This window comes from Marinobacter gudaonensis (assembly GCF_900115175.1).
In the GTDB taxonomy this organism is placed as follows: domain Bacteria; phylum Pseudomonadota; class Gammaproteobacteria; order Pseudomonadales; family Oleiphilaceae; genus Marinobacter; species Marinobacter gudaonensis.
Genome location: NZ_FOYV01000001.1, coordinates 2,019,245 through 2,042,169, shown reverse-complemented (window position 1 = coordinate 2,042,169; position 22,925 = coordinate 2,019,245). Strand labels below are relative to the sequence as shown.

The window sequence follows — 22,925 nt, the reverse complement described above, 5'->3', positions numbered from 1 at the left end:
TCAGACCTCACGGGCATTCCAGCGGTAGCCCATGCCATAGGCGGTCTGGATGCCGTCAAAGCTGTCGTCCAGTTGCTGGAACTTGCGACGGATGCGCTTGATGTGGGAGGTCACAGTGTTGTCATCGAGCACCGTGCTGGCGGCGTCCATCAACTGCTCCCGGCTGCGGACATGACCGGGGTGCTGAACCAGGGAGTGCAGCATCCAGAACTCGGTAACCGTGAGGTCAATGGGGTTATCGTCCCAGGCCACTGTCATCCGGTCGACATTCAGGCTGAGGCGACCCCGCTGCAGGACTTCATCGGGCTTTTGCAGGGCTTCGGCCCAGGCATCGGCTCGGCGCAGCAGGGCGGTTACCCGGGCCAGCAGGTGGTCCAGGCTCATGTCCTTGGTGACATAGTCGTCGGCGCCGAGGCGCAGACCGTGGACCGAATCAATATCGCTGTCTCTGGCGGTCAGAAAAATGATGGGCAGGGTGGGAGACAAGTGTCTGAGATCCTGGCACAGGGTAAAGCCGCCTTCGGGCTCGTCGCCCAGGCCAACGTCAATAATCGCCAGGTCTGGCAGACCCTGGCGCAAGGACTGCCAGGCTGCAGCGCGATCACCATGGGCCGTCACGCGATAGCCCCGGCGCTCAAAGGCCGCCCGGTAGTTGTCGCGTATGGCCGGCTCGTCCTCAATCAGTACCAGGTGTTTTTTCATGATGCGGCGGTTTCCTTGGCCGATGGGTTCCTATTTAACCACGCCACTACTGGAGCACAAGGCCGAAGGGGCTGGTTGCCACAATTCATCATTTTTGGGTCGCCGGTTTGCCGCTTTCTGACACGGGGGTTCCTTCCGGGGTTGCTGGAATGGGTGTCATTGCCCAGTCATGCACTCACAAGGACTCTGTCATGATGCTTTCACGTTTCATCCCCACCCCGACACCGGTGCTGAGCCAACCCTGCCTGCGTTCTGCCCGGAACGAGGCGCGTCAATGCCGCCGGGTCAGGCGCACGGCAGAGGGTGTCAGCCTGTGGCTGGCGGTGTTGCTGATGCTGTTTGTTCATCCTCTTTACGCCGAGGCAAGCGAGGCAGAGAGCGCCGGCCAGTTGCATTTTGTCGATGGCCAGGGGCAATTGCAGGAGCCGGCGCTGGTGCTGGACAGTGACTTCCGGGTGCGGGTCGGTGGCCTGATTTCCGACACCCGGCTACAGCGACAGTTCAGGAATACCAGCGACCGGTGGCGTGAGGGGATCCTTGTGTTCCCCCTGCCGGCAAAGGCGTCGGTGTACGGACTGACCATGACCGTCGGTGAGCGGACGGTGGAGGGCAGGGTGTTGCCCAGGGCCGAGGCCCGCAAGACCTATGAACAGGCCAGGCAGGCCGGGCAGCATGCGGCGGCCGTGGAGCAACAGCGGCCCAATCTGTTCACCGCGCGGGTTGCGAACATTCCACCCGGCGAGACGGTAACGGTAGAGCTTCGTTACCAGCAACCGGTGCGTTATCAGGCCGGTGTGTTCGAGCTGACGCTGCCCACCACCCTGACGCCCCGGTACATGCCCGGCCAGCCCGTGAGTCAGTCACCGTCCACATGGCAGGGCGGCTGGGCCCTGCCAACCACCGAAGTCCCGGATGCGGGGGCCATCAGTCCGTTTACGGTTGCTCCAGAGGACGTGGCCAATGACAGTCACCGGGCGTCCATTGAGGTAATCCTGGAGCCCGGACTGCCACTGGCCGGGGTCACCAGTCCGACCCATGCCCTGGTCACCGGCCAGGAGGGTACTCGGTTTATGGTGTCACCCGCAGGTGGAGACACGCTGATGGACCGGGATTTCGTGCTGCGCTGGCGGCCTTCGGCCGGTAATGCGCCCTCGGCGGCGGTGTTCCACCAATCCTGGCAGGGCGAGGAATACCTCATGGCCATGGTGTTGCCGGGGCAGGCTGGTCAATCGTCACTGCCCAGGGACCTGGTGTTTGTGATCGACACCTCCGGCTCCATGGCCGGCGAATCCATCCGGCAGGCGCGGGCGGCTCTGCAGGCGGGGCTGGACACCCTCACACGCCAGGATCGGTTCAATATCATCCAGTTCAATAGCCAGACACATTCCCTGTTCATGGCTCCGATGCCGGCCTCGGGCAATAACCTGGCCCGGGCCCGCGGCTACGTGGGCCAGCTTGCTGCCGACGGTGGGACGGAAATGGCACCGGCGCTGGCACTGGCGCTGCAGAATTCCGGGGACGGGGCGGAGTCGGGCCCCCGTGTGCGCCAGGTGGTGTTCATCACCGACGGCGCCGTTGGAAATGAGGCGGCTCTGTTCCGCCAGATTCGGGAGCAGTTGGGCAATCGCCGGCTCTTTACCGTGGGTATCGGCTCGGCACCCAATCGTCATTTCATGCGTGAGGCCGCCCGGTGGGGCCGGGGCACCTACACCGCCATCCGTGGGCCATCCGACCTTGGCGGCCCGCTCCAGGCCCTGTTCACCGCCATGGAAGCGCCGGTGCTGACCGATATCCGTTTGCAGTGGCCCGATGCCGTCGCAGCGGCTGAAAGCTATCCGGCGCGGGTGGGTGACCTGTTCCAGGGAGAACCCATGATCAGTGTGGTCCGGGGCGTGCCCCCGCAGGGTCTGCTCAGGGTGTCGGGCCGGTCGCCGGACGGCACAGTCTGGGAGCAGTCCCTGGATCTGCAGCAGGCGGCCCCGGGCTCGGGATTACACCGGCATTGGGCCAGGGAAAAGCTCGACAGTCTGTTGGATGCAGGAACCGTGTCCGGTGTCGACGTTGATGAAGACGCGGTGACCCGATTGGCGGTCAAGCACGGGCTGATATCGCCTTACACGAGCTTTGTTGCGGTGGATACATCTCAAAGCCGGAATGCCGAATCGGAACTGGTCTCGGACCAGATCCCGACGCTGCTCCCCGCCGGCAGTTCCCAGGGTATGCTCCGTTACCCGCAAACCGCCACCATGGCGCCCCTGCTGTTGGCCCTGGGGCTGGTGGGACTGATGTTCTCCCTGGCCCTGCTGATGCTGAACCGGAGGGCATGCCCATGAGTCGCCTGTTGCTTCTGCTGTTCACCAGCTCTGCTACGCTGTTGGTATTCGGGCTCTGGATTCCCCTGAAAGCGGTAGTGGCGCAGGAGCTGCTGGAGCTGGCCTGGGCCGAGAGCCAGGCGCGCCAGTCGCAGACCCGACCCTGGCCGTGGGCAGATACCTGGCCGGTGGCGAGGCTGGCCATGCCGGCGCTTGATGAGTCGGTCATTGTGCTCGCAGACACCAGCGGTGAAAGCCTGGCGTTTGGTCCGGGACTGCTTGCCGGCAAGGGTGATCGGGGGCCGGTGGTTATCGCTGGTCACCGCGATACGCATTTCCGCGGGCTGGCGAACCTCGAGCCGGGCCAGGAACTGAGGCTCCAGGGTGAGCAGGGCCGCTGGCGTCGCTATCGGGTGGACGGATCCCGGGTGGTGGACAGCCGCTCGACGCTGATTGACACCGAGCAGTTGCCGGAGGGAGCGTTGCTGCTGATTACCTGCTACCCCTTCGATGGCATCGACGCAGGCGGCCCCTTGCGATACGTGGTCCGGGCCTCGGCGCTCGACCACACGCGCGAACAAATTGAAACTGTTGCTGGTATCTAGGTTTGGCGTACACTTGTGCGCCTTTGTTCGATTGCTGAGTGTTTTGCATGGGTGTTCTGAGAAAATTGCTGGCCTGGGTGAGCGTGCCGGTCATTTGCCTGATTGCGCTGGTACTGTATCTGGCACGGCCATTCAACCCCGATAACAACCGTTTGCTCGGTGCCGCCGTTGCCCGCATCGGCCGGGCACTGCTGGGTATGGAGCGTCCTCTGGAGGGGCGGGAAAACATGCCCCAGGACCGCCCCACTGTGGTGATCGCCAATCACCAGCATAACGACGACCTGTTCGTCATGGGCGACCTGCTGCCGCCGAGGACGGTCACCGTCGGGAAATCTTCCCTGGTCTGGGTGCCCTTTTTCGGTCAGGTGTTCTGGCTGGGGGGCAACGTTATCCTCAATCGGGGTCGCTCCCAGAAAGCGGTTGCGGTGATGCAGGCCACCAGCCAGGCCATTGCCCGGGAGCGCAAGAGCCTCTGGGTATTTCCGGAAGGCACGCGGAGCCGGGGCCGTGGTCTGCAGAAATTCAAGAAAGGCGCTTTCCATGCCGCCGTAGCCGCTGGCGCGCCCATCACCATGGTCTGCGCCCAGGAATACCGGGATCAGGCAGTTGGCTGGAGCGGGCGCCGGGAGTCGGTTGCGATTCGCATCCTGCCGCCCGTGGAAACTGAGGGCCTCTCCGTGGAAGACATCCCGCAGCTCATGGCTCGATGCCAAAAGCAGATGGCGCAGGCCATCGCCTCGCTCTGAGTACCTGTGGCGAAGTGCTTGATGCACCACTGGAAACAGTGCAGTCTTTGCGGGACTGATTCTTTCGTCCAACGACCCTCAGGGAGAGGCAAGCAATGAATCTGATACTGTTTCTTATCATCGGTGGTGTCGCCGGCTGGCTGGCCGGTCTGATCATGAAAGGCCGTGGCTTTGGTGTACTGGCCAACATCGGCATTGGCATTGTGGGCTCGGTGATTGGCGGCTTTGTATTTCGCCTGCTGGGCCTGGCGGCCCAGGGAGCCGTGGGTGAACTGGTCACCGCCACCGTCGGTGCGATTCTGCTGCTCGCCATTGTCAGCAAGATCAAGAAGGGCTGAGCATGATCGTACCTGTTACCGGAGTGTTCGCTGCCGTCACCGGCATTCTGCTGCTGGTGTTGTCGATCCAGGTCGTCAAGTTCCGGCTGAAGTATCGCAAGGGCATGGGCGTGACCGACGACCGGGATTTCGAGGCGGCGGTCCGGGCCCATGCCAATCTGGTGGAATACGCCCCCCTGGGCCTGATCATGCTGGCTATCGCCGAGCTCAATGGTGTGGCCAGTGGCCTGATCTACTGGACGGGCATGGCCCTGGTGGTCGGCCGTATTCTCCACGCCTGGGGCATGATTAATGGTCGTGGTGGGCCCCACAAGGCGCGGATGATCGGCATTGTGCTCACATGGCTGGCCATCCTGGCCACGGCCATCTTCCTGCTATGGAATGTCTGGAGCCTGTACGGCTGACGATCGCGGCGGCCTGGTGGCCGTGCGATAAGCGAAAGTGAAAAGGGGCCCTTCGGCCCCTTTTTTGTCGGTCTGATTTGCCGGGCGGCCTAGAGCGCCTGCGCCACATCCACCGTGAGGTACTCCAGTTCCACGCGGCGATTGGCAGCGCGATCCTCCGGTGTGGCCAACGGCCGGGAGGAGCCCCAGTGGCTCATGATAATGCGGGACTCCGGCACGCCCTCCTGCATCAGCACACGGGCGACGGCATTGGCACGCAGGCGGGAGAGGAACCGGTTGTAGTCCTCGCCACCAAAATTGTCAGAGTGGCCGTGGATGCGCACCATGGTGGTGGGGTTGTGCACAAGGTACGCCGCGTGTTGCTTGATAATCTCGAGGTCTTTGCCTTCCAGGGCGTGGCGGTTGAAGCCGTAGTGGAACCTCATGCGGTGAGGCCGCGCACTGCCGGACTCGAAAGCCGCATGTAGGAAGCCGGATGCCATCGCGGCCTTGGCGATCAGTTCAGGGTTGTCCAATACGAGTACGGTCATCTCAGAATCCTTGTTTCAGGTATCCGGTTTTTCTTGTTATTCCCGGTCACTATTGGTGGATGCGGGAATAACGGCAATTGGCGATTGGTCGATAAGGCCCCCGCGAAACACACGCTTGCCGGCCCCGATTAAATGGCATTGCCATGACGATGGCATGACAGTGAAGCCCGGCAGGTGGCAGCTATCCACTCTGTGGAGCGGTGCACATTTCCCCGATTGACCCGGTGTGACCTCTGCGCCGGATTCCATTTGAACGCGAAAAGAAGGCGTGGCTATGGTAAAAAAGCAGACAATCAAGGACCGATAATGATGAAATGTGACCGCCCATGCTGATCATCCCCGCCGAAAACGCCGTCAACTGGAAACGCCCACCCTGGGTCACCCTGGGCCTGATGCTGGCCTGCCTGCTGGTGTTCCTGTTCTACCAGGGTGCCGACAGCCGCAAGCTCGAACAGGCCGTTGAAAGCTACCTCGAAGCCGACCTGCACCTCCTGGAGGCGCCGGCCTACGAAGACTACCTTCAGCGACAGATCCGGTTTGAAGGTCAGGAAAGCCGCATCTACGAACTGCAGCAGTTCCAGGAGTTGCGGGAAAACGACGAGAACCTCTGGTTGGCCATCAACCTGCTGATGGACCGGGAGTTCTACCAATACCTGCTGCAAAACCAGGACATAATCTGGGCGGCCAGCGAGCGGGCCTACTGGCAGGAACAGCGCCTGGCCATCGAACAGGCCTACATTCAGACCCTCAGTGCCCAGCAACTGGGGCTGGTGCCCGCCGACCTGTCGCTGTACACCCTGATTACCTACCAGTTCCTGCATGGCGGCTGGGGCCACATCATTGGCAACCTGGTGTTCCTGTTCCTGCTCGGCTTTACCGTTGAGAAAGCCCTCGGGCCTGGCCGGTTCCTGCTCGCCTACCTGTTGTGCGGGGCCATGTCCGGGTTGGTGTTTACCGCGTTTTCCGCAGGCAGCTATGTGCCCCTGGTTGGCGCCTCTGGCTCCATCTCCGGTCTGATGGGCATGTACGTGGCCATTTACGGTTTACAAAAGATCCGCTTCTTCTATTTCCTGGGCGTCTACTTCAACTACTTCCGGGCCCCGGCCATCGCCCTGCTCCCGGTGTGGCTGGGCAAGGAAATCTACGATTACTGGTTTGCCGGGGCCACCGGTATCGCCTACATGGCCCACGCCGGCGGGCTGATCGCCGGTGCCGGCCTGGTCTGGCTGCTGGGTAAAAGCTGGCTGCAGGTGCGCGAGGAGTTTTTCGAGCCCGAAGAAGAGGAGCAGGACGCCCGTTTTACCACCGGCTACGCCCAGGCCATGGCCAGCCTCGGCCGCATGGATTTTGACCTGGCCCGCCGCCAGTTCGAGGCCCTGCGCGAACACTACCCGGAGCGCCACATTCTGCTGGAGCATCTGTACCAGCTCGCCAAACTCCGGCCGGACCTGCCGGAGTACCGGGAGCGCGCCCGGGAACTGATGAACGATGCCCTGAGTCGTCACCAGCCGGAACAGATGATTGCCATCTGGCAGGAATACCTCGGCAAAGGCGAGAGCCATAAGCCACTGTCGGCCCAGGACCACAACCGGGTGTTGTTCACCAGCCTGAAGCAGCACGACCTGAAAGCCGCCGAGAAAGCCTTCGAGCGGTTGAAAAGCACCGGCGATCAGTTGCTCACAACCGAGGCCTGCCGGTTGCTGGTGGAAGAGTTCGAAAAGCGCCAGATGGCGCCAAAGGCTCGCCACTACAGGCAGTTGTTGCAGGCGAGCTGACCTCGGGGAAGCAGGGTATGGGGGTGGGCTTCCCAAAACACGCTGTAAATACGTCCCTGTACGCTCGGCTCCGCCATCCATGGCTCCGCACGGTTTTGGGAAGCCCACTGCCATACCCTGCCATAGACCTCGATTAATCCTGAACTGAAAACGACGCCTTGGGCCCTTTCAACGGCTCCCTGTTCTCGGCTTGCTGCAAGTAAGTGGCAATCTGCTCATGCAGCGGGTGGCTCACGCATCGCTTCTGGATAAAGGTCAGGAAGGCCATCGCTTTCTCCCATTGGGATAATCCGTTGGCCAGGGTCTGGGCCACCAGCAGGTAGGCCGGTGCCAGCTGGTCGCTGTCCGGGAAGCGCTTGTGAAAATCCTGCAGCAAACGCAGGGCCGGTTTGAACTGGCCGCGGTGATAGAGCGCCCGGGCGCAGCGCACCGCCAGGTCCGGGTCCTCGAGCTTGAAGCCGGGTTCGGCCTCCACCAGAGTGGCCAGGAGCCTTGCGATACCCTCGCCGTCATTGCGGTCGGCCAGCCAGCCCAGGATGCGCGGGTGGTAGCGGTACAGCTCTTCGGTGTCGTTGCGGGCCGTTAGCAGCTGGTACAACTGGCCGATGCGCAGGGCGTTGTCCCGGTCCCGCTTCAGGGCCTCTTTGAGCATGCTCTGCACCCGGTCGTAGTTGCCGTCCTTCAGGTTCATGTCGAGATCGGCGTCGAACCGGGCGCTGCGATCCCGCTGGTGGGTATCCTGGCCGGCGGTTTCGTCCTGGATGTCGGAGGCGAAGCCCAGCTCCTCCTGGTACTGGAACAGCAGGTACCCGAGCATGTGGAACAGGATCAGGGTGAAGGTACTGTTCAGGAAACCGGCCAGGGGCTGGGCTACCCAGAAGGGGAAGTGGTTGACGGCAAAGTCCTGGGCCGCGCCCGAGGCCAGGGTCAGCAGGATCAGGTAGCCGTACAGCAGGAAGTACGGGGTGCCGATGCGGGAAATCAGCACCGCCAGGTTCATCGGATTCACCGCCGCACCCACCGAACGTTCCATGGCCAGCACCATGATGCTGGCCGGCAGTGCCAGCACCACGAAGGCCAGTGCCAGCAGCATCAGAATCGGGCCACCGATCATGGCGGCAGAGGCTACCAGTCCGCCCATCAGCACGAATACCAGTAACTGCAGGATGACGATGTCGAAGCCGCTGCCGGTGAAGGCCACCGACACCGCTGGCGGTTTCAGGTGACCTTCGGCGGTGTGGTTGATCACCGCGTAGGTGTATTTGAACAGGGCCAGGGCCAGCACCAGCCAGATCAGGATGCCGACCAGGTTGGCCGGAGCCACCACCGGCACCAGGGTGCAGATGGCGATCACGATCAGCGGATCGGTATGGAACGGGTAGCGGAAGAACGCCCCCAGTCGGTGCCAGAAGGGAACCACCTCGGTGGCGGCGCCCAGGTATCGCATCGCCTTGCTGCAGTGAGGGCACAGGGCCCGCCGCTGGCGGGTGTCGGCGTCGGGCATGCAGCGGCTGCAGTAATGAATCTGGCATTCGCCGCAGTGCCATTTGGCGGGGTCGCCGGGATGATAATGGCAGTCGTGTTTCACAGAGGCGTGGGTCCTGGTCCTTCAGAAAGTCGTGGGGCCATGATGACAGAACTGGCTTTTGATCGCAGCAAACCAGTTAACAGGTAGACTATTGTCAGCGCCCGCGCGTATCCAACCGGGCACATCCGTTTATTGGGAGGTTGTTTGGCAGATCCCCGGAACAGCGACGCCGGCACCGACACCCGCGAAATCCGGCAGCGGTATACCTGGCGGGACATCTTCGGGCTTGCGCTCAAGCACAAGCCACGGCTGGTGCGCGCCAATTTGCTGGCAATCATGGCGACGATCATGAGTGTGCCGGTGCCGTTGTTGCTGCCGGTGCTGGTTGATGAGGTTCTGCTGGACGAGCCCGGGCCGGTCTTGCCGGTGATGGACACCCTGCTGCCCGAAAACTGGCAGATGCCGGTGGTGTACATCGGCCTGATGGTGCTGGCGGCGTTCCTGCTGCGTCTTGGTGCGCTGTCCTTCAATGTGCTGCAGTCCCGGGAGTTTTCCAAGGTTTCCAAGGATGTGGTGTTCCGCATCCGTTCCCGGCTGCTGGGTCGCCTGCAACGGGTGGCCATGTCCGAGTATGAGACCCGGGGTTCCGGCGGCATCAGCAGCCATTTCATCACCGATCTGGATACGGTGGACCAGTTTCTCGGCACCACCATCAGCCGCTTCCTGGTGGCCAGCCTGACGGTCATGGGCACCGCTGCCGTACTGCTCTGGGTGCACTGGCAACTGGGCCTTCTGATCCTGCTGTTCAACCCGCTGGTGATTTTCGCCACCATTCTGATCGGTAAACGCGTCAAGGAACTGAAGCGCCGTGAGAACAGTGCCTACGAGGCATTCCAGGGCGATCTCACCGAAACGCTGGATGCCATCCACCAGCTGCGGGCAGCTAACCGTGAAAAACACTACCTGCGCCAGTTGATCGACCGGGCCCGCAACGTGCGCGACCACGCCATCCAGTTCGAATGGCGCAGCGACGCCGCCAGCCGGGCCAGTTTTGCGCTGTTCCAGTTCGGCGTGGATGCGTTCCGGGCGGCGGCCATGGTCACCGTACTGTTCAGCGACCTGAGCATCGGCATGATGTTCGCCATCTTCGGCTACCTCTGGTTCATGCTTACGCCGGTGCAGGAAATGCTGAACATGCAGTACGCCTGGTTTGCCGCCAATGCTGCGCTGGCGCGCATCAACCGGTTGCTGGACCTGAAAGAGGAACCCCGCTACCCGGCCCTGGAAAACCCGTTTCGCGGTCGGCACACCGTGGGTCTGTCGCTGCGCAACATCCACTTCGGTTATGGCGAAGAGGAGGTGTTGCGGGGTATCAACCTGGAGCTGGCGCCGGGCGAGAAGGTGGCACTGGTTGGCGCCAGCGGCGGCGGCAAATCGACGTTGATACAGGTGATCCTGGGCATGTATACGCCGCAACAGGGCGAGGTCCTGATCGACGGCGTACCGGTCCAGCGCATCGGCTTGCCGTGCCTGCGTGAGCATATCGCCACGGTGCTCCAGCATCCGGCGCTGTTCAACGACAGCGTGCGCCAGAACCTGACCCTGGGCCGGGACAAGCCGGATGCCGAACTCTGGGAGGCCCTTCGCATTGCCCAGCTCGATGCCACGGTGGCGGCCATGCCGGCGCAACTGGATACAATCATTGGTCGGCAGGGTGTGCGCCTCTCGGGCGGGCAGCGACAGCGTCTGGCCATTGCCCGCATGATCCTGTCGGATCCCTCGGTGGTGATTCTCGACGAAGCCACCTCCGCGCTGGATGCCGAAACCGAATACCAGCTGCACCGGGACCTTGAGGCCTTTCTCAAGCAGCGCACCACGCTCATCATTGCTCATCGGCTTAGCGCTGTAAAACAGGCAAACCGGGCCTGTGTTTTCGAGGACGGGCGTATTATTGAGGAAGGTCGCCATGATGAACTGATTGCCAGGGAAGGCCTGTACGCCCAGCTCTATGGAGAGCGCCAGCTCTGACCCACCGGTTAAAGTTTACTTTTCATTACAACAAAAACTGATCTGTCGCTTATGGCGACCGTAATAGCTGCCACGGTTTCCTGTCCGGCGGTCGTTTCGGCCGCCACTGATTCTGAGAGAGCGCCATGAGCAGTGATCGTATTTCCCATTCCTACGCACTCGAGGTTCGCGAAAGAACCGACAGACAGATGCTGTTGCTTCTGTTGGCCCACATTCCTGTGGTGGGCCTGTTGGTGCCGCTGGGTTACGACACCGCACTCTTTGCCGTGATGGCCGCGCTTGTGGTGGGCGCGATTGGTCTGATGGGCTTTTACACGCTTCGCGGGTCCCGGGCACTGTCGTGCCTGAACGCCGTTTGCCTGATGCTGTTTTCGGCCGTCATGATCCAGGCGCAGTTGGGCCGCATTGAAATGCACTTCCATATTTTTGCAGCCCTGGCGCTGGTCATTATTTACCGGGACTGGCTGCCGGTGGTCGTGGCTGCGGCCACCATTGCGGTCCACCATTTGTTGATCACCGCGCTGCAAATGAACGAAACCTCCATCGGCAGCATGCCCGTGGTGGTCTTCAATTACGGCGCCAGCTGGCCGACGGCCTTCCTGCACGCGGCCTTCGTGGTCTTCGAGGCGGCGATCCTCGTGTTTTTCGCACTCAGGATGCATTCAGAGCAGTCCCAGGCCATGGGGATTGTCGACGTCGTCCGCCAGTTTGACCATGACTATGATCTGACCGGTCGGCTGGCCGAAGACGGGGAGAGCGTCACTGCCCGGTCTTTCAATGCCATGCTCGACCAGTTTGTTGGACTGGTAGGTCGCCTCCGGGAGCTGTCGTCTCGTATGCGGGAGAACGCCGACGGCCTGACCAGCGTCAGCGATACTGCCACACGCATCGCCAGTGATCAGAAGGTGCAGACCGAGCAGGCGGCCGATGCGATGAACGAGATGTCGTCCAGCATCCAGGACGTTGCGGGCAATGCCCAGATGGCTTCGGATGCGGCCGATCACGCATCCGCCGCTGCCGCCAGGGGAGGCGAGGCCGTGGTCCACGCGTCCAGATTGACGGAGGCGACCAACGAGGCCCTCGCCAGCAGTACTGCCATGGTTGAGCAGCTTGGGAAGAAGGTCGTGTCCATAGCCTCTGTGGTTGGGTCGATCAACGACATTTCCGAACAGACCAATCTGCTGGCTCTGAACGCGGCCATTGAGGCTGCGCGGGCAGGTGAGCAGGGGCGGGGCTTTGCGGTCGTTGCCGACGAGGTCCGGACTCTCTCCCGGAGAACCCACGAGCTCACCGACGCCATCCGGGTGACGGTGGGCGAGTTGAAGGACCTGGCAGAGGCGACCACCGCCTCCATGGACATGGGGCGAAGCCGTTCGGCCGAGTCCACCCGGGCCATGAAGGATATGGAGGTGGCCATGGCTGACGTGGTGGCAGCCATCAGGGAGGTCTCGCAGATGAACACCCAGATAGCCTCGGCGTCCGAGGAGCAAGCGGCCACCTCGGCACAGATCAACGAGAACATTCAGTCCATAGCCAATCGCAATGGCGATCTGGTGGAGGAAGCGGACCGGGTGCGCGAGATGGCCCTGGGGCTGGAGCATGTGACAGAAACGCTCGATGAGCTGATCAATCGCTACCGTACCGGACCCGATTGATGAGCGGCCCTGGCCGTCATCCCGCCTTCCGACCTTGGTCTGACATTCACCGTGGTGATGGCGAACATTCATCGCTGCGCGGTTGAACTCTCATTAATTGCTGCAATAGTTAAAGGAGGTTACACACTCGGAAGTTCCTCTGGCTGTCTCGTGCCCATACTCGGCGATGCCCCGGCGCTATGATGACAGAGGACTTCGTCAACGCCTTCCGGAATGCTCGGACAACGACGAAAAAGGAGGCACCACATGTCGACCGAAAGTCTCAGTAAAGACAGTCTGAATACCCTTTCCAGCCTGGAGGCTGGTGGCAAGACCTTTCATTACTACAGCCTGCCCAAGGCGGCCGATGCCCTGGGCGATCTCAACCGGCTGCCTTTTTCCCTGAAAGTGCTGATGGAAAACCTGCTGCGCAACGAGGACGACTCCACCGTTGAGCGCAAGCACATTGATGCCATGGTGCAGTGGCTGAAAGACCGCCATTCCGAGACCGAAATCCAGTTCCGGCCGGCCCGGGTACTGATGCAGGACTTTACCGGTGTGCCCGGCGTGGTCGACCTGGCAGCCATGCGCGAGGCGGTCAAGGCGGCGGGCAAGGACCCGGCCATGATCAACCCGCTGTCACCGGTGGATCTGGTGATTGACCATTCGGTCATGGTCGACAAATTCGGTGATCCGTCGGCCTTCAAGGACAACGTCGCCATCGAGATGGAGCGTAACCAGGAGCGCTACGAGTTCCTTCGCTGGGGCCAGCAGGCGTTCGACAACTTCCGTGTGGTGCCGCCGGGCACCGGCATCTGCCACCAGGTAAATCTGGAGTACCTCGGCAAGACGGTCTGGCAGAAAGACATCGAGGGCAAGACCATCGCCTACCCGGACACCCTGGTGGGCACCGACTCCCACACCACCATGATCAACGGCCTGGGCATTCTGGGCTGGGGCGTTGGTGGTATCGAGGCCGAAGCGGCGATGCTCGGCCAGCCGGTGTCCATGCTGATTCCAGAAGTGATCGGTTTCAAGATTACCGGAAAGCTGCGTGAAGGTATCACCGCCACCGATCTGGTACTCACCGTTACGGAAATGCTGCGTAAAAAGGGTGTGGTCGGCAAGTTCGTGGAGTTCTACGGCGACGGTCTGAAGGACATGCCGGTGGCCGACCGTGCCACCATTGCCAATATGGCGCCGGAGTACGGCGCTACCTGTGGTTTCTTCCCGGTGGACGAACAGACCATCAGTTACATGCGCCTGACGGGCCGCGACGATGCCCAACTGGAACTGGTGGAAGCCTACGCCAAGGCACAGGGGCTCTGGCGTGAGCCGGGCCATGAGCCGGTCTATACCGACAACCTGGAACTGGACATGGGCGATGTCGAGGCTAGCCTCGCCGGTCCCAAGCGGCCCCAGGATCGGGTAGCCTTGAAAAACATGAAGGCCTCCTTCGAGTTGTTGATGGAAACCTCGGAAGGCCCGAGCGAGGGCCGCAAGGCCAATCTCGAGTCCGAGGGTGGCGGCACCGCCGTGGGCGCACAGGATGCCTATTTCGAGCACCCATCCAGCCAGCCGCTGCATATGAATGGCGAGCAGGCACGGCTCGACCCCGGCGCGGTTGTGATTGCCGCCATTACCTCCTGTACCAACACCTCCAACCCCAGTGTGATGATGGCCGCAGGCCTGATTGCCCAGAAGGCGGTCGCCAAAGGGCTGAAAACCAAACCCTGGGTCAAGACCTCACTGGCGCCGGGATCCAAGGTGGTCACCGACTATCTAAGGGTCGGCGGCTTCCAGGACGACCTGGATGAGCTGGGCTTCAACCTGGTGGGCTATGGCTGCACCACCTGCATCGGAAACTCCGGGCCGCTGCCCGAGGAAGTGGAGAAAGCGATTTCCGATGGCGACCTCACTGTTGCCTCGGTACTCTCGGGTAACCGCAACTTCGAGGGCCGTGTGCATCCGCTGGTGAAAACCAACTGGCTGGCGTCGCCGCCCCTGGTGGTGGCCTATGCCCTGGCGGGCAACGTCCGCCTGGACCTGGAAAAGGACCCGCTCGGTGCCGACCAGGACGGCAACCCGGTGTACCTGAAGGATCTCTGGCCCAGCCAGCAGGAGATCGCCGAGGCGGTCGAGAAGGTGAAGACCGACATGTTCCGCAAGGAGTACGCCGAGGTCTTCGACGGCGACGACACCTGGAAGTCCATCAAGGTGCCGGAGAGCAAGGTTTATGAGTGGTCTGACAAGTCCACCTACATCCAGCATCCGCCCTTCTTTGAGGGCCTCAAGGAGGAACCGGAGCCGATTGACGACATCAAGGATGCCAACATCCTGGCCCTGCTGGGAGACTCGGTAACCACCGACCACATCTCCCCGGCCGGTTCCTTCAAGCCGGACACGCCCGCAGGCAAGTACCTGCAGGAGCACGGCGTTGAACCGAAGGATTTCAACTCTTACGGCTCCCGTCGGGGCAACCACGAGGTGATGATGCGCGGCACCTTCGCCAACGTTCGCATCCGGAACGAAATGCTCGATGGCGTTGAAGGTGGTTACACCAAGTTTGTCCCCACCGGCGAGCAGATGGCCATCTACGATGCCGCCATGAAGTACCAGGAGCAGGGTACGCCGCTCGTGGTTGTCGCCGGCAAGGAATACGGCACCGGCTCCAGCCGCGACTGGGCTGCCAAGGGTACCCGCCTGCTGGGCGTGAAAGCGGTGGTGGCCGAATCCTACGAGCGTATCCATCGTTCCAACCTGATTGGTATGGGTGTGATGCCCCTGCAGTTCCCGGAAGGTACGGACCGCAAGAGTCTGAAACTGACCGGTGAGGAAACCATCACCATCGAGGGTCTGTCCGGAGAGATCAAACCGGGCCAGACCCTGACCATGACGGTGAAATACAAGGACGGTGGTACCGAAACCTGTGAGTTGAAGTCGCGAATCGACACCGCGAACGAGGCTGTGTACTTCAAGCACGGCGGCATTCTGCACTACGTGGTGCGTGAGATGCTGCGCACAGCCTGATTACCCGGGGAGAAATCCCGGTCAAGGAGCCATGGTGGTTGCTGCCATGGCTCCTGACATCTGTCACATCCATTCCCGAGAAACGAGAGAGGGCTCATGACTGATCAACCGTTTCTGACCGACGTAAAAACCCTGCGTGAAAGGGCTCGCAGGCATATTGAAGAAGGCGCCGTGACCGAAGGCTACGGGGCCAACCGAGACAACGTGGTGAAGATTCTGAACGAGGCGCTGGCCACGGAAATTGTCTGCACCCTCAGGTACAAAAGCCATTATTTCCGTGCAGATGGCATCAATGCCAACGTTGCGGCCCAGGAATTCCTGGAACACGCAGACCAGGAGCAGCAGCATGCCGACTGGCTGGCGGAGCGCATCGTGCAGTTGGGTGGGAAACCCAATTTCTCACCGGAAGGCCTGTTAACCCGCTCCCACGCCGAGTTTGTTGAGGGTGAGAGTCTGCGTGACATGGTGGTGGAAGATCTGGTGGCGGAACGGATCGCCATCGACAGCTACCGTGAGATCGCGCGCTACCTGGGTGATCAGGACCCCACGTCGCGCCGGATCATCGAGGATATCCTGGCCCAGGAAGAGGAGCATGCCGACGACATGGCGGGGCTTCTGGAGGGCCTGGACGGTTGATGCGCCCTTGAGCCAGGTTGGCCGGCGGTATGGCCCTGCCCCTGGAAAACTCAGGGAACCGCCGGTCTGTTCAGTGGCAGGCTGAGCCAGAAGCAGGCGCCGGCGCCGGGCTTCGAGTGAAATCCAACATCGCCGCCCATCGCGCGCATCAACTCCCGCGTGATCGCGAGGCCCAGCCCGGTTCCTCCCTTCAGGCGCCGGTCTGACGAATCGGCCTGTGAAAACCGCTCGAAGATCCGGTCGCGGAATTCCAGCGGCACTCCGGGTCCCTGATCCCTGACACAGATGCGCAACGTGCCCGGGGACACCTCTGTGTATATCTCGACAGAATCGTTCGGGCTGGAAAACTTGATGGCGTTGGACAGCAGATTGTTCAGCGCCTGGGACAGCCGTGCCGCGTCTGCCTTCACGACCACCGGGTCGAGGTGACCGATGGTCAGCCTGATCCGTTTTTCTTCCGAGAAGTTCTCGATCTGCTCGGCGCATTCACGAACCAGGGGCTCGACGGAACAGTCAGTGATGGCAAATTCCATTTTCCCGGCCATCAGCTTTTCGATGTCCAGCAGATCATTGATCAGAAAGGTCAGCTGCAGGGTGTTCCTGTGAGCAATTTCGGCCAGCCGCGCCGCCTGCGGCGGAAGCTCCCCGACCGCGTCATTGGCCAGGAGGCCCAGAGAACCGGCGATGGAGGTCAGGGGTGTTCGCAATTCATGACTGACGGTTGAGATGAACTCGTTCTTGACCCGCTCCGCCTTTTTCTTCTCGGAAAGGTCTTCCGCGATCAGCCAGATGACCGATTCGCCGTTGGGTGAATCGAGTGTCAGGCCATGAAGCAGTAACGGTGTCGGTCCCGCCCCGGGTAGCGGGAAGTAACCTTCCAGGCCAGTGAAACGGAGGTTTTTTCGCAGCATGTACAGGATGTCGAATCCCTCCGGTCGCTCCCTGCCCGCCCGGTCGCTGCCGGAGCGAAAGAAGGCCAGATCGTTGGCGCTCTTGCCGAACATATCGTCAAAACTGTTGTTGCTGCGCAGAAGCCCGCCGGTCTCCGTCGAATAAAGCCCGATGCCGAAAGGCGCAAGCTCGAAAAGGCCCCAGAAGCGCCGCTGCATCTGGAAATCCCTCAGCAGAAGGCTGGTCAGCCAGCAGGCGCCTGCAAACACCACGAGTACCGCAATCACCAGCAGACTGCGCACCATCCACGGCGACTGAGGATGGCTGGGCCAGCCGTCACCGGGCTCGGCCACCAGCTGCCAGTTGATGCCGGGCATGGTCAGTTCGTGGTCGACCGGGTTATGCCACTCGGCGTTCGTGTCACCGTAAAAGGCAGTGACAGGTGCAGACTCGGGATTGCTGAGCAGTGCCAGGCGCCCTGATTCTGCAAAGCGATCCAGGCCCGCCTCCCGATACAACTGTTCAAGATCGAGGATCACGGAAATGACACCCCAGAACCGGTCGGTATCCTGTTCGAAAATGGGAATTCGGGCTGCCATGCCCTTCCCACCCTGTACCAGGTCGATGGGGCCGCTGAACAGTGCCCGTTCGGACTGCACCAGGGTCTGTACCTGGGCTGGCGACAGATTGCCTCTGGTGAGGTCCAGGCCCAGGGCAGCCTCGTTGCCTTCAAGAGGATAGATGTTGCGAATGGTCAGGTCGGGTGCCAGCCCGATATTTCGAAGCTGTGGCGCCAGTTCAAAAATGACCGATGCCAGCTGGCGGAATTCCGTTTCCCGTATGTCCGGCTTGACGGAGACCGTTGCTGCGAGGCCCCACACGGTTTGCACGTTCTGGAGAATGGTGCTTTGCAGTTTTAGCCCGAGGTCATTGAGGCCACTTTGCCATTGTTGGCGAACGTCGTAGCGGTGTCGCTCGGTGAGGACATCGTCGATCAGCACGGCGACGGAAACCATGAGCACGAGTACGCCCATCCGGGCAACCCACACCAATGACAGCAGACCTCTGGTCCGGGTTCTGATGGCCATTTATCAGGGTACCCTGTCCAGATCCAGCCAGAAGGTCGAGCCCTCGCCGGCCACAGACTCGAAACCCACGTCGCCCCCCATCTGGGTCATGATCTCCCGAGTGATGGCAAGTCCAAGGCCTGTGCCCCGTTTGCCCCGGGTCGCCGAACTGTCGGCCTGCGCGAACTTTTCGAATATTCGCTCACGGAACTCCTCCGGGACTCCTGAGCCATGGTCTGCAACCATAATTCGCAAGTGGGTGCCCTCGCATTTGCCCTTGACCACCACCTGTCCGTTTTCGGGCGAAAACTTGACCGCATTCGACAACAGGTTGGTGAGTGCCTGGGCCAGGCGGCGAGCATCCGCCATGGCCACTTCATCCGGGAAGGGGCTATCGAGTACGATCCTGACCGACCTCCGGGTGGCGTACGTCTGCAGCCGATCGATCACATCATGGATAATCGGGATAACCCGGCAGGGTGTCCGATCAACACTCATCTTGCCGGAGACGAGCTTTTCCATGTCCAGGAGATCATCCACCAGTTGCTGCAGCTGTTCGCCGTTCCTGTGGGCAATGGTCACCAGATTCTGTGCCTGTTCCGGGAGCACGCCCGCCGTGCCGGATTCGAGGAGGCCAAGGGACCCGCAGATGGAGGTCAGCGGTGTGCGCAACTCGTGACTCACGGTTGAGATGAACTCGCTTTTCATCCGGTCGACCTGCTTGCGTTCCGAGATGTCCTCAACAAGGGTCCAGATCAGCGGAATGCCTGAGGTGTTGCGTATTTTCATGCCGCGAACGGACGCCGGATAGCTGCCCCCGTCTGCCCGGCAGATTTCAAGTTCATGAGGGCCAAAGCGTTGGTGGTCCTTGAGTTCCTCGAGAATCTGGTTCAGCCGTGGAGCGGATTCCGGCTTGATCAGGTCGTGAAAATTCTTGGCCTTGAGCTGCTGGCGGGTATAGCCCGAGGGGCTGAGCAGGGCATCGTTGACCTCCAGGAATTCGCCCGTGAGGTAGTTGTTCAGTGCAATTCCGATGGGCGATAGCTCGTACAGGCGTCGAAGCTGGGTCTCGCTTTCCTGCAGGGCGAGTTCCGTGCGTTTGGACTGATCGATATCTGCGATATAACCGTGCCACACGATGCTGTCGTCCGGCATGCGTTCTGGCGTTGATCGCCCCTCAAGCCAGCGCCAATCCTCTGAGCTGCTACCCACCCGGTACTGACAGGTCCAGGTTGCGAGCGTCCTTGCCGACTGCTCAATGGTTTCAGTGACTGTGGGCAGATCATCCGGGTGAATCCGGCTGAAGACCCCCGAGGCATCCTCCCTGACCTCCTCACTGGTAACACCATAGATGTCCCGGATATGAGGACTCGCGAAAGGAAAGGCCGAGCGGCCGTCCGGCCACCAGCGATACTGGTAAAGCACCCCTGGCGTCTGCTCCACCAGCTTGGTCAGCATTTCGTTGCTGAGTTTTTGTTCGAGCACACTGGCAACCCAGCGCGCAAGGAGTGTGACATACGTGATCTCTGTGCTGGAAAAGTCCTCCTCGCGATGCTCTGGAGAGGAAAAATTGAGGGTTCCGAACAGCTGGCCACGAACGGTGATTGGTGCCGCTATGTAGCTTTCCAGCCCGAAAACCTCGTAACACTTTTGATTTCGGTACCTGGACCGGGCCATGTGAGGTATCGCCAGACTCTCTCTGGAACCCAGAAGCATCGAACAGTAGGTTTCCTCGAGGGGGAATCTCATATCCCGCTGCAACCCCGCGCCTTCGGGGGCAACGAACCAGCGTATCGAATAGATGCTGCTGTTGATCTCACTGACAATACCGATGGGCAGGTTCAGGAATTCACAGCCCATGCGCAGGGCGTTCTCGATTCGGTTGTCGTCATCGCTGTCGTAGTCGAGAGCCAGCTTGTTCAGATTGCCAAGGGCCTGGTTCTGCTGCTGGATGCGCGTGAGATTTTCCATTTCAGCCGTGATGTCGGCGTGGGTGCCGTACATCATCAGCGGCTTGCCGTCACGGGTCCACTCAATGACCTGACCGCGGTCGTGCACCCACACCCAGTGACCCTTGCGGTGTTTCATCCGGCACCGAAAATCGTATTCGGGCAGCTCGCCGCGGAAATGGGCGTTCAGCCGCTTTTCCGATTCCTGCAGATCCTCGGGGTGGGCCAGGTCGAGCCAGGTTGAGATGCTTACCGGCTCCAGCTCGGAAAGGGTATAGCCGCAGATATTGGCCCAACGTTCGTTGAACACCGTTTCCCCGGTCTGGACGTTCCATTCCCAGGTACCGATCCGGGTGCCCTTGATGATCGCGTTGGCTCTGCGTTCGCTGTCCCTGAGCGCCTGCACGTAGTCGGACTCGTCTAGGAGATTGATCTCTCGTTCCACGCAGCTGGCCAAATCCGCAAGTGTCTCCTTGTCGCGCTCGGAGAACGAACGCGGTTGATCATCAATAACACAGAGCGTGCCCAGACAATGCCCCTGGGAGTCGCAGAAGGGCATCCCTGCATAAGAGCGGATGAAAGGAGCCCCCACCACAAGCGGATTGTCGGCGAAGCGCGGGTCAGCATGCGTGTCTTCAATGATCAGGGGTTCCCGCTGGCGTATCGCGTGGCCACAGAACGACACGTCGCGACCGGTTTCACTGGCGGACAGGCCGACCCGGGATTTGAACCATTGTCGATCCGTGTCCACCAGGCTCACGAGGGCTATCGGCACGCCGAGAGCGCGACTGGCAAGGCGTGTCAGTCTGTCAAAACGCTCTTCTGGCGAGCTGTCCAGGAGCCCCGTGCGATCCAGAGCACGCTTGCGCGCGCGCTCGTCTGGGGGAGTTGCGGGAGTTTTCATGCGCCCCGATCCTCGGCTGGCGCACTGTTGGGTATTTCCACCCAGAAGTGTGCGCCTCGGTCATAGTAATAGCCAACCGTTCCCTGCATCAGCGAGGCCAGTTCGCGGCAGATCGCCAGTCCGAGCCCGGTGCCCTTGATCGATTTTGCGGCGCCTACCTCGGCCTGGGAGAACCGTTGAAAAAGCGACTTTTCAAAATGGGCGGGCACGCCCTCGCCGGAATCGCTGACCGTTATCCGGGTATGGTTCGGCCCGGTTCTTTGGGTGCTGACAGTGATGGTCCCGTTGGCTGGCGAAAACTTGATTGCGTTGTTCACGAAGTTGTCCAGCACCTGTCGCAGTCGGTTGGGGTCGGTCAGAACGATCTGATCGATGTCTCCAACAATCTCCAGCTTCAACTCATGCTCTTCGGCGAGCGCTGCCTGACTGGCGATTGTGGCTTCCAGAATCGGTGAAAGTGGCTGCGATGACAGGCTGACCTTCATCTGGCCTGCAGACAGCTTGTTGAAATCGAGGAGATCGGAAATCAGCAGTTGCAGGCGCTCACCGTTCCGGGCCGCAAGCTCTGTCATTTCCCGGGCCTGGTCGGGCAAGGCACCGGCGGTTCCGGAAGTCAGCAGGCGCAGAGCTCCGTTCAGGGAGGTCAGTGGTGTTCGCAGTTCATGACTGACGTTCGAGACGAAGTTTTCCTTCATGGTGCTGATGGCATCGCGTTCCCGCATCAGGTCGTTGAAGGCGGCGGCCAGCTTCCGGGTCTCGCTGCTACCGGTCACCGGCAGTTGCTGCCCTCGGGCCGGATTCTTTGCCATGGACTCAATGGCCCTTGTGATTCGTGCCAGGGGCAGGGTCGCGCTACGACTGGCCAGGAAGCTGAACAGGGCAATCAGCAGGCCGATACCGGCGCTGATGCCAAGGAACTCCATAAAGGAGCTCTGCGCCGGAGCGGTAGCGCGCTCGTAGGGTACCGCCCGGATGAACATCCAGCCAATTCGTTCCAGATGACTGGCGGCGTAGATAAGTTCGCGCCCCCGGCTGTCCTTTACCTTGCCAAAGGTGATCCCGCTGAGTGCGGCATCGACCAGCGGGTCCTGGCCGGGCGATGGCAGCGACTGAACGCGTTTATCCGTTACCGGGCCGCCTTCGATGTAGAGAAAGTTCTCGACATCAATCACCTTGAAAATTTCGTTTTCGTCCTGCAGGCGGTTCCGCATCGCTGCGGGGATCAGGCTGGTTTTGCCAAGATTGATGGTGCCGCCCAGCAGGCCAACAAGATCGCCATCATCCGTCTCAATGGGCGCAACGAAAGAAACGAGGGGAACCCCGGTGGTGCGGCCCATGATGGGTCGGCTGATAACGGGCTGCCGCGTGCGAATGGCCCGCCTGAAATGGTCGCGGTCCCCGTAGTTGGTGCCGATCCTGCCTTCGACGTAAAAGTTCTCGGCAATGGCCGTGGCTTTATCGTCGAACACGATGATGCCATCGGGAAACAGCTCTCTTAACAGGCGCTGGCGATCCAGCTGTTCCTGGATGCCGTGGGGCGAAAGTAAGGACTGCCCGTCTGTCATGGCGGCGGCCGATTCGGCCAGCACGTCTAGCTTGAGTTGCAGGCGCTCGTCCACCTCGTTCGCAATCCGACGGGTCTCGCTGAGCTGTTGCTGGGTGAGCAGGGTTTCGAAATCGTCCACAAGCGCCTGATAGGCTATGGTCGTAATGCTTGCTACGGTGAGAATAGAGCCTAGGAGGATGATGACGGCCAGGCGGAACCCGAGCGAAAGTGAAGGCAAATTGGTTTCCCCGATGGTACCTTTAATGCGAGGTTGCAACTATTTGAACAGCAGTATGGCAT

General features: G+C 61.1%; 16 protein-coding genes. 10 read left to right on the top strand and 6 right to left on the bottom strand.

Annotated elements, in window-relative coordinates; genetic code table 11:
- Positions 1–702: a proteobacterial dedicated sortase system response regulator gene (gene pdsR, locus BM344_RS09315; RefSeq protein ID WP_091988695.1), complete on the bottom strand. Its 702-nt coding sequence runs from the start codon at positions 700–702 to the stop codon at positions 1–3.
- A 191-nt stretch (positions 703–893) separates the two neighbouring features.
- On the opposite strand from pdsR, the gene BM344_RS09310 reads away from it, so the two are divergent.
- From BM344_RS09310 to BM344_RS09290, 5 genes are all read left to right on the top strand, one after another.
- Entirely contained in the window at positions 894–3,035 is a 2,142-nt protein-coding gene (locus BM344_RS09310) for a marine proteobacterial sortase target protein (protein ID WP_091988692.1), read from the top strand.
- The gene (locus BM344_RS09305; RefSeq protein ID WP_091988689.1) at positions 3,032–3,619 is read left to right on the top strand and encodes a class GN sortase; all 588 of its coding nucleotides are present in this window, start codon (positions 3,032–3,034) and stop codon (positions 3,617–3,619) included. The genes BM344_RS09310 and BM344_RS09305 overlap by 4 nt, the downstream gene beginning before the upstream one ends.
- A gap of 47 nt (positions 3,620–3,666) precedes the next feature.
- A complete protein-coding gene (locus tag BM344_RS09300) occupies positions 3,667–4,365 on the top strand; it encodes a lysophospholipid acyltransferase family protein (protein ID WP_091988686.1) in 699 nt (232 codons plus the stop codon).
- Positions 4,366–4,460: 95 nt separating this feature from the next.
- Positions 4,461–4,703, top strand: a complete 243-nt coding sequence (locus tag BM344_RS09295) for a GlsB/YeaQ/YmgE family stress response membrane protein (RefSeq protein ID WP_091988683.1) — start codon at positions 4,461–4,463, stop codon at positions 4,701–4,703.
- 2 nt (positions 4,704–4,705) lie between these two features.
- Complete coding sequence (locus BM344_RS09290; protein WP_091988680.1) at positions 4,706–5,107, top strand: MAPEG family protein; 402 nt, start codon at positions 4,706–4,708, stop codon at positions 5,105–5,107.
- Between the two features lie 89 nt (positions 5,108–5,196).
- Here BM344_RS09290 and BM344_RS09285 read toward each other — a convergent pair whose 3' ends face one another.
- Positions 5,197–5,637, bottom strand: coding sequence for an OmpA family protein (locus BM344_RS09285; RefSeq protein WP_091988677.1), 441 nt, complete (start codon positions 5,635–5,637; stop codon positions 5,197–5,199).
- A gap of 326 nt (positions 5,638–5,963) precedes the next feature.
- On the opposite strand from BM344_RS09285, the gene BM344_RS09280 reads away from it, so the two are divergent.
- A complete protein-coding gene (locus BM344_RS09280; RefSeq protein WP_091988674.1) occupies positions 5,964–7,412 on the top strand; it encodes a rhomboid family intramembrane serine protease in 1,449 nt (482 codons plus the stop codon).
- A gap of 133 nt (positions 7,413–7,545) precedes the next feature.
- On the opposite strand, the gene BM344_RS09275 is transcribed toward BM344_RS09280, so the two are convergent.
- Positions 7,546–9,000, bottom strand: a complete 1,455-nt coding sequence (locus tag BM344_RS09275; RefSeq protein ID WP_091988671.1) for a hypothetical protein — start codon at positions 8,998–9,000, stop codon at positions 7,546–7,548.
- A gap of 144 nt (positions 9,001–9,144) precedes the next feature.
- Here BM344_RS09275 and BM344_RS09270 point away from each other — a divergent pair, with 144 nt between their 5' ends.
- From BM344_RS09270 to BM344_RS09255, 4 genes are all read left to right on the top strand, one after another.
- Entirely contained in the window at positions 9,145–10,968 is a 1,824-nt protein-coding gene (locus BM344_RS09270) for an ABC transporter ATP-binding protein (RefSeq protein WP_091988668.1), read from the top strand.
- 125 nt (positions 10,969–11,093) lie between these two features.
- Positions 11,094–12,623, top strand: a complete 1,530-nt coding sequence (locus BM344_RS09265; protein ID WP_091988665.1) for a methyl-accepting chemotaxis protein — start codon at positions 11,094–11,096, stop codon at positions 12,621–12,623.
- Positions 12,624–12,869: 246 nt separating this feature from the next.
- Positions 12,870–15,632, top strand: a complete 2,763-nt coding sequence (gene acnA / locus BM344_RS09260; RefSeq protein ID WP_091988662.1) for an aconitate hydratase AcnA — start codon at positions 12,870–12,872, stop codon at positions 15,630–15,632.
- Between the two features lie 96 nt (positions 15,633–15,728).
- Positions 15,729–16,268, top strand: coding sequence for a ferritin-like domain-containing protein (locus tag BM344_RS09255; RefSeq protein WP_091988659.1), 540 nt, complete (start codon positions 15,729–15,731; stop codon positions 16,266–16,268).
- Positions 16,269–16,318: 50 nt separating this feature from the next.
- Here the strand turns inward: BM344_RS09255 and BM344_RS09250 are convergent, their stop codons facing one another.
- The 3 genes from BM344_RS09250 to BM344_RS09240 are packed head-to-tail and all read right to left on the bottom strand — an operon-like array spanning position 16,319 to position 22,863.
- Positions 16,319–18,247, bottom strand: coding sequence for a sensor histidine kinase (locus BM344_RS09250; protein WP_091988656.1), 1,929 nt, complete (start codon positions 18,245–18,247; stop codon positions 16,319–16,321).
- A gap of 3 nt (positions 18,248–18,250) precedes the next feature.
- Complete coding sequence (locus BM344_RS09245; RefSeq protein WP_091988653.1) at positions 18,251–21,079, bottom strand: PAS domain-containing protein; 2,829 nt, start codon at positions 21,077–21,079, stop codon at positions 18,251–18,253.
- Positions 21,076–22,863, bottom strand: coding sequence for a sensor histidine kinase (locus BM344_RS09240; protein WP_228143586.1), 1,788 nt, complete (start codon positions 22,861–22,863; stop codon positions 21,076–21,078). The genes BM344_RS09245 and BM344_RS09240 overlap by 4 nt, the downstream gene beginning before the upstream one ends.
- Between the last annotated feature and the right edge of the window lie 62 nt (positions 22,864–22,925).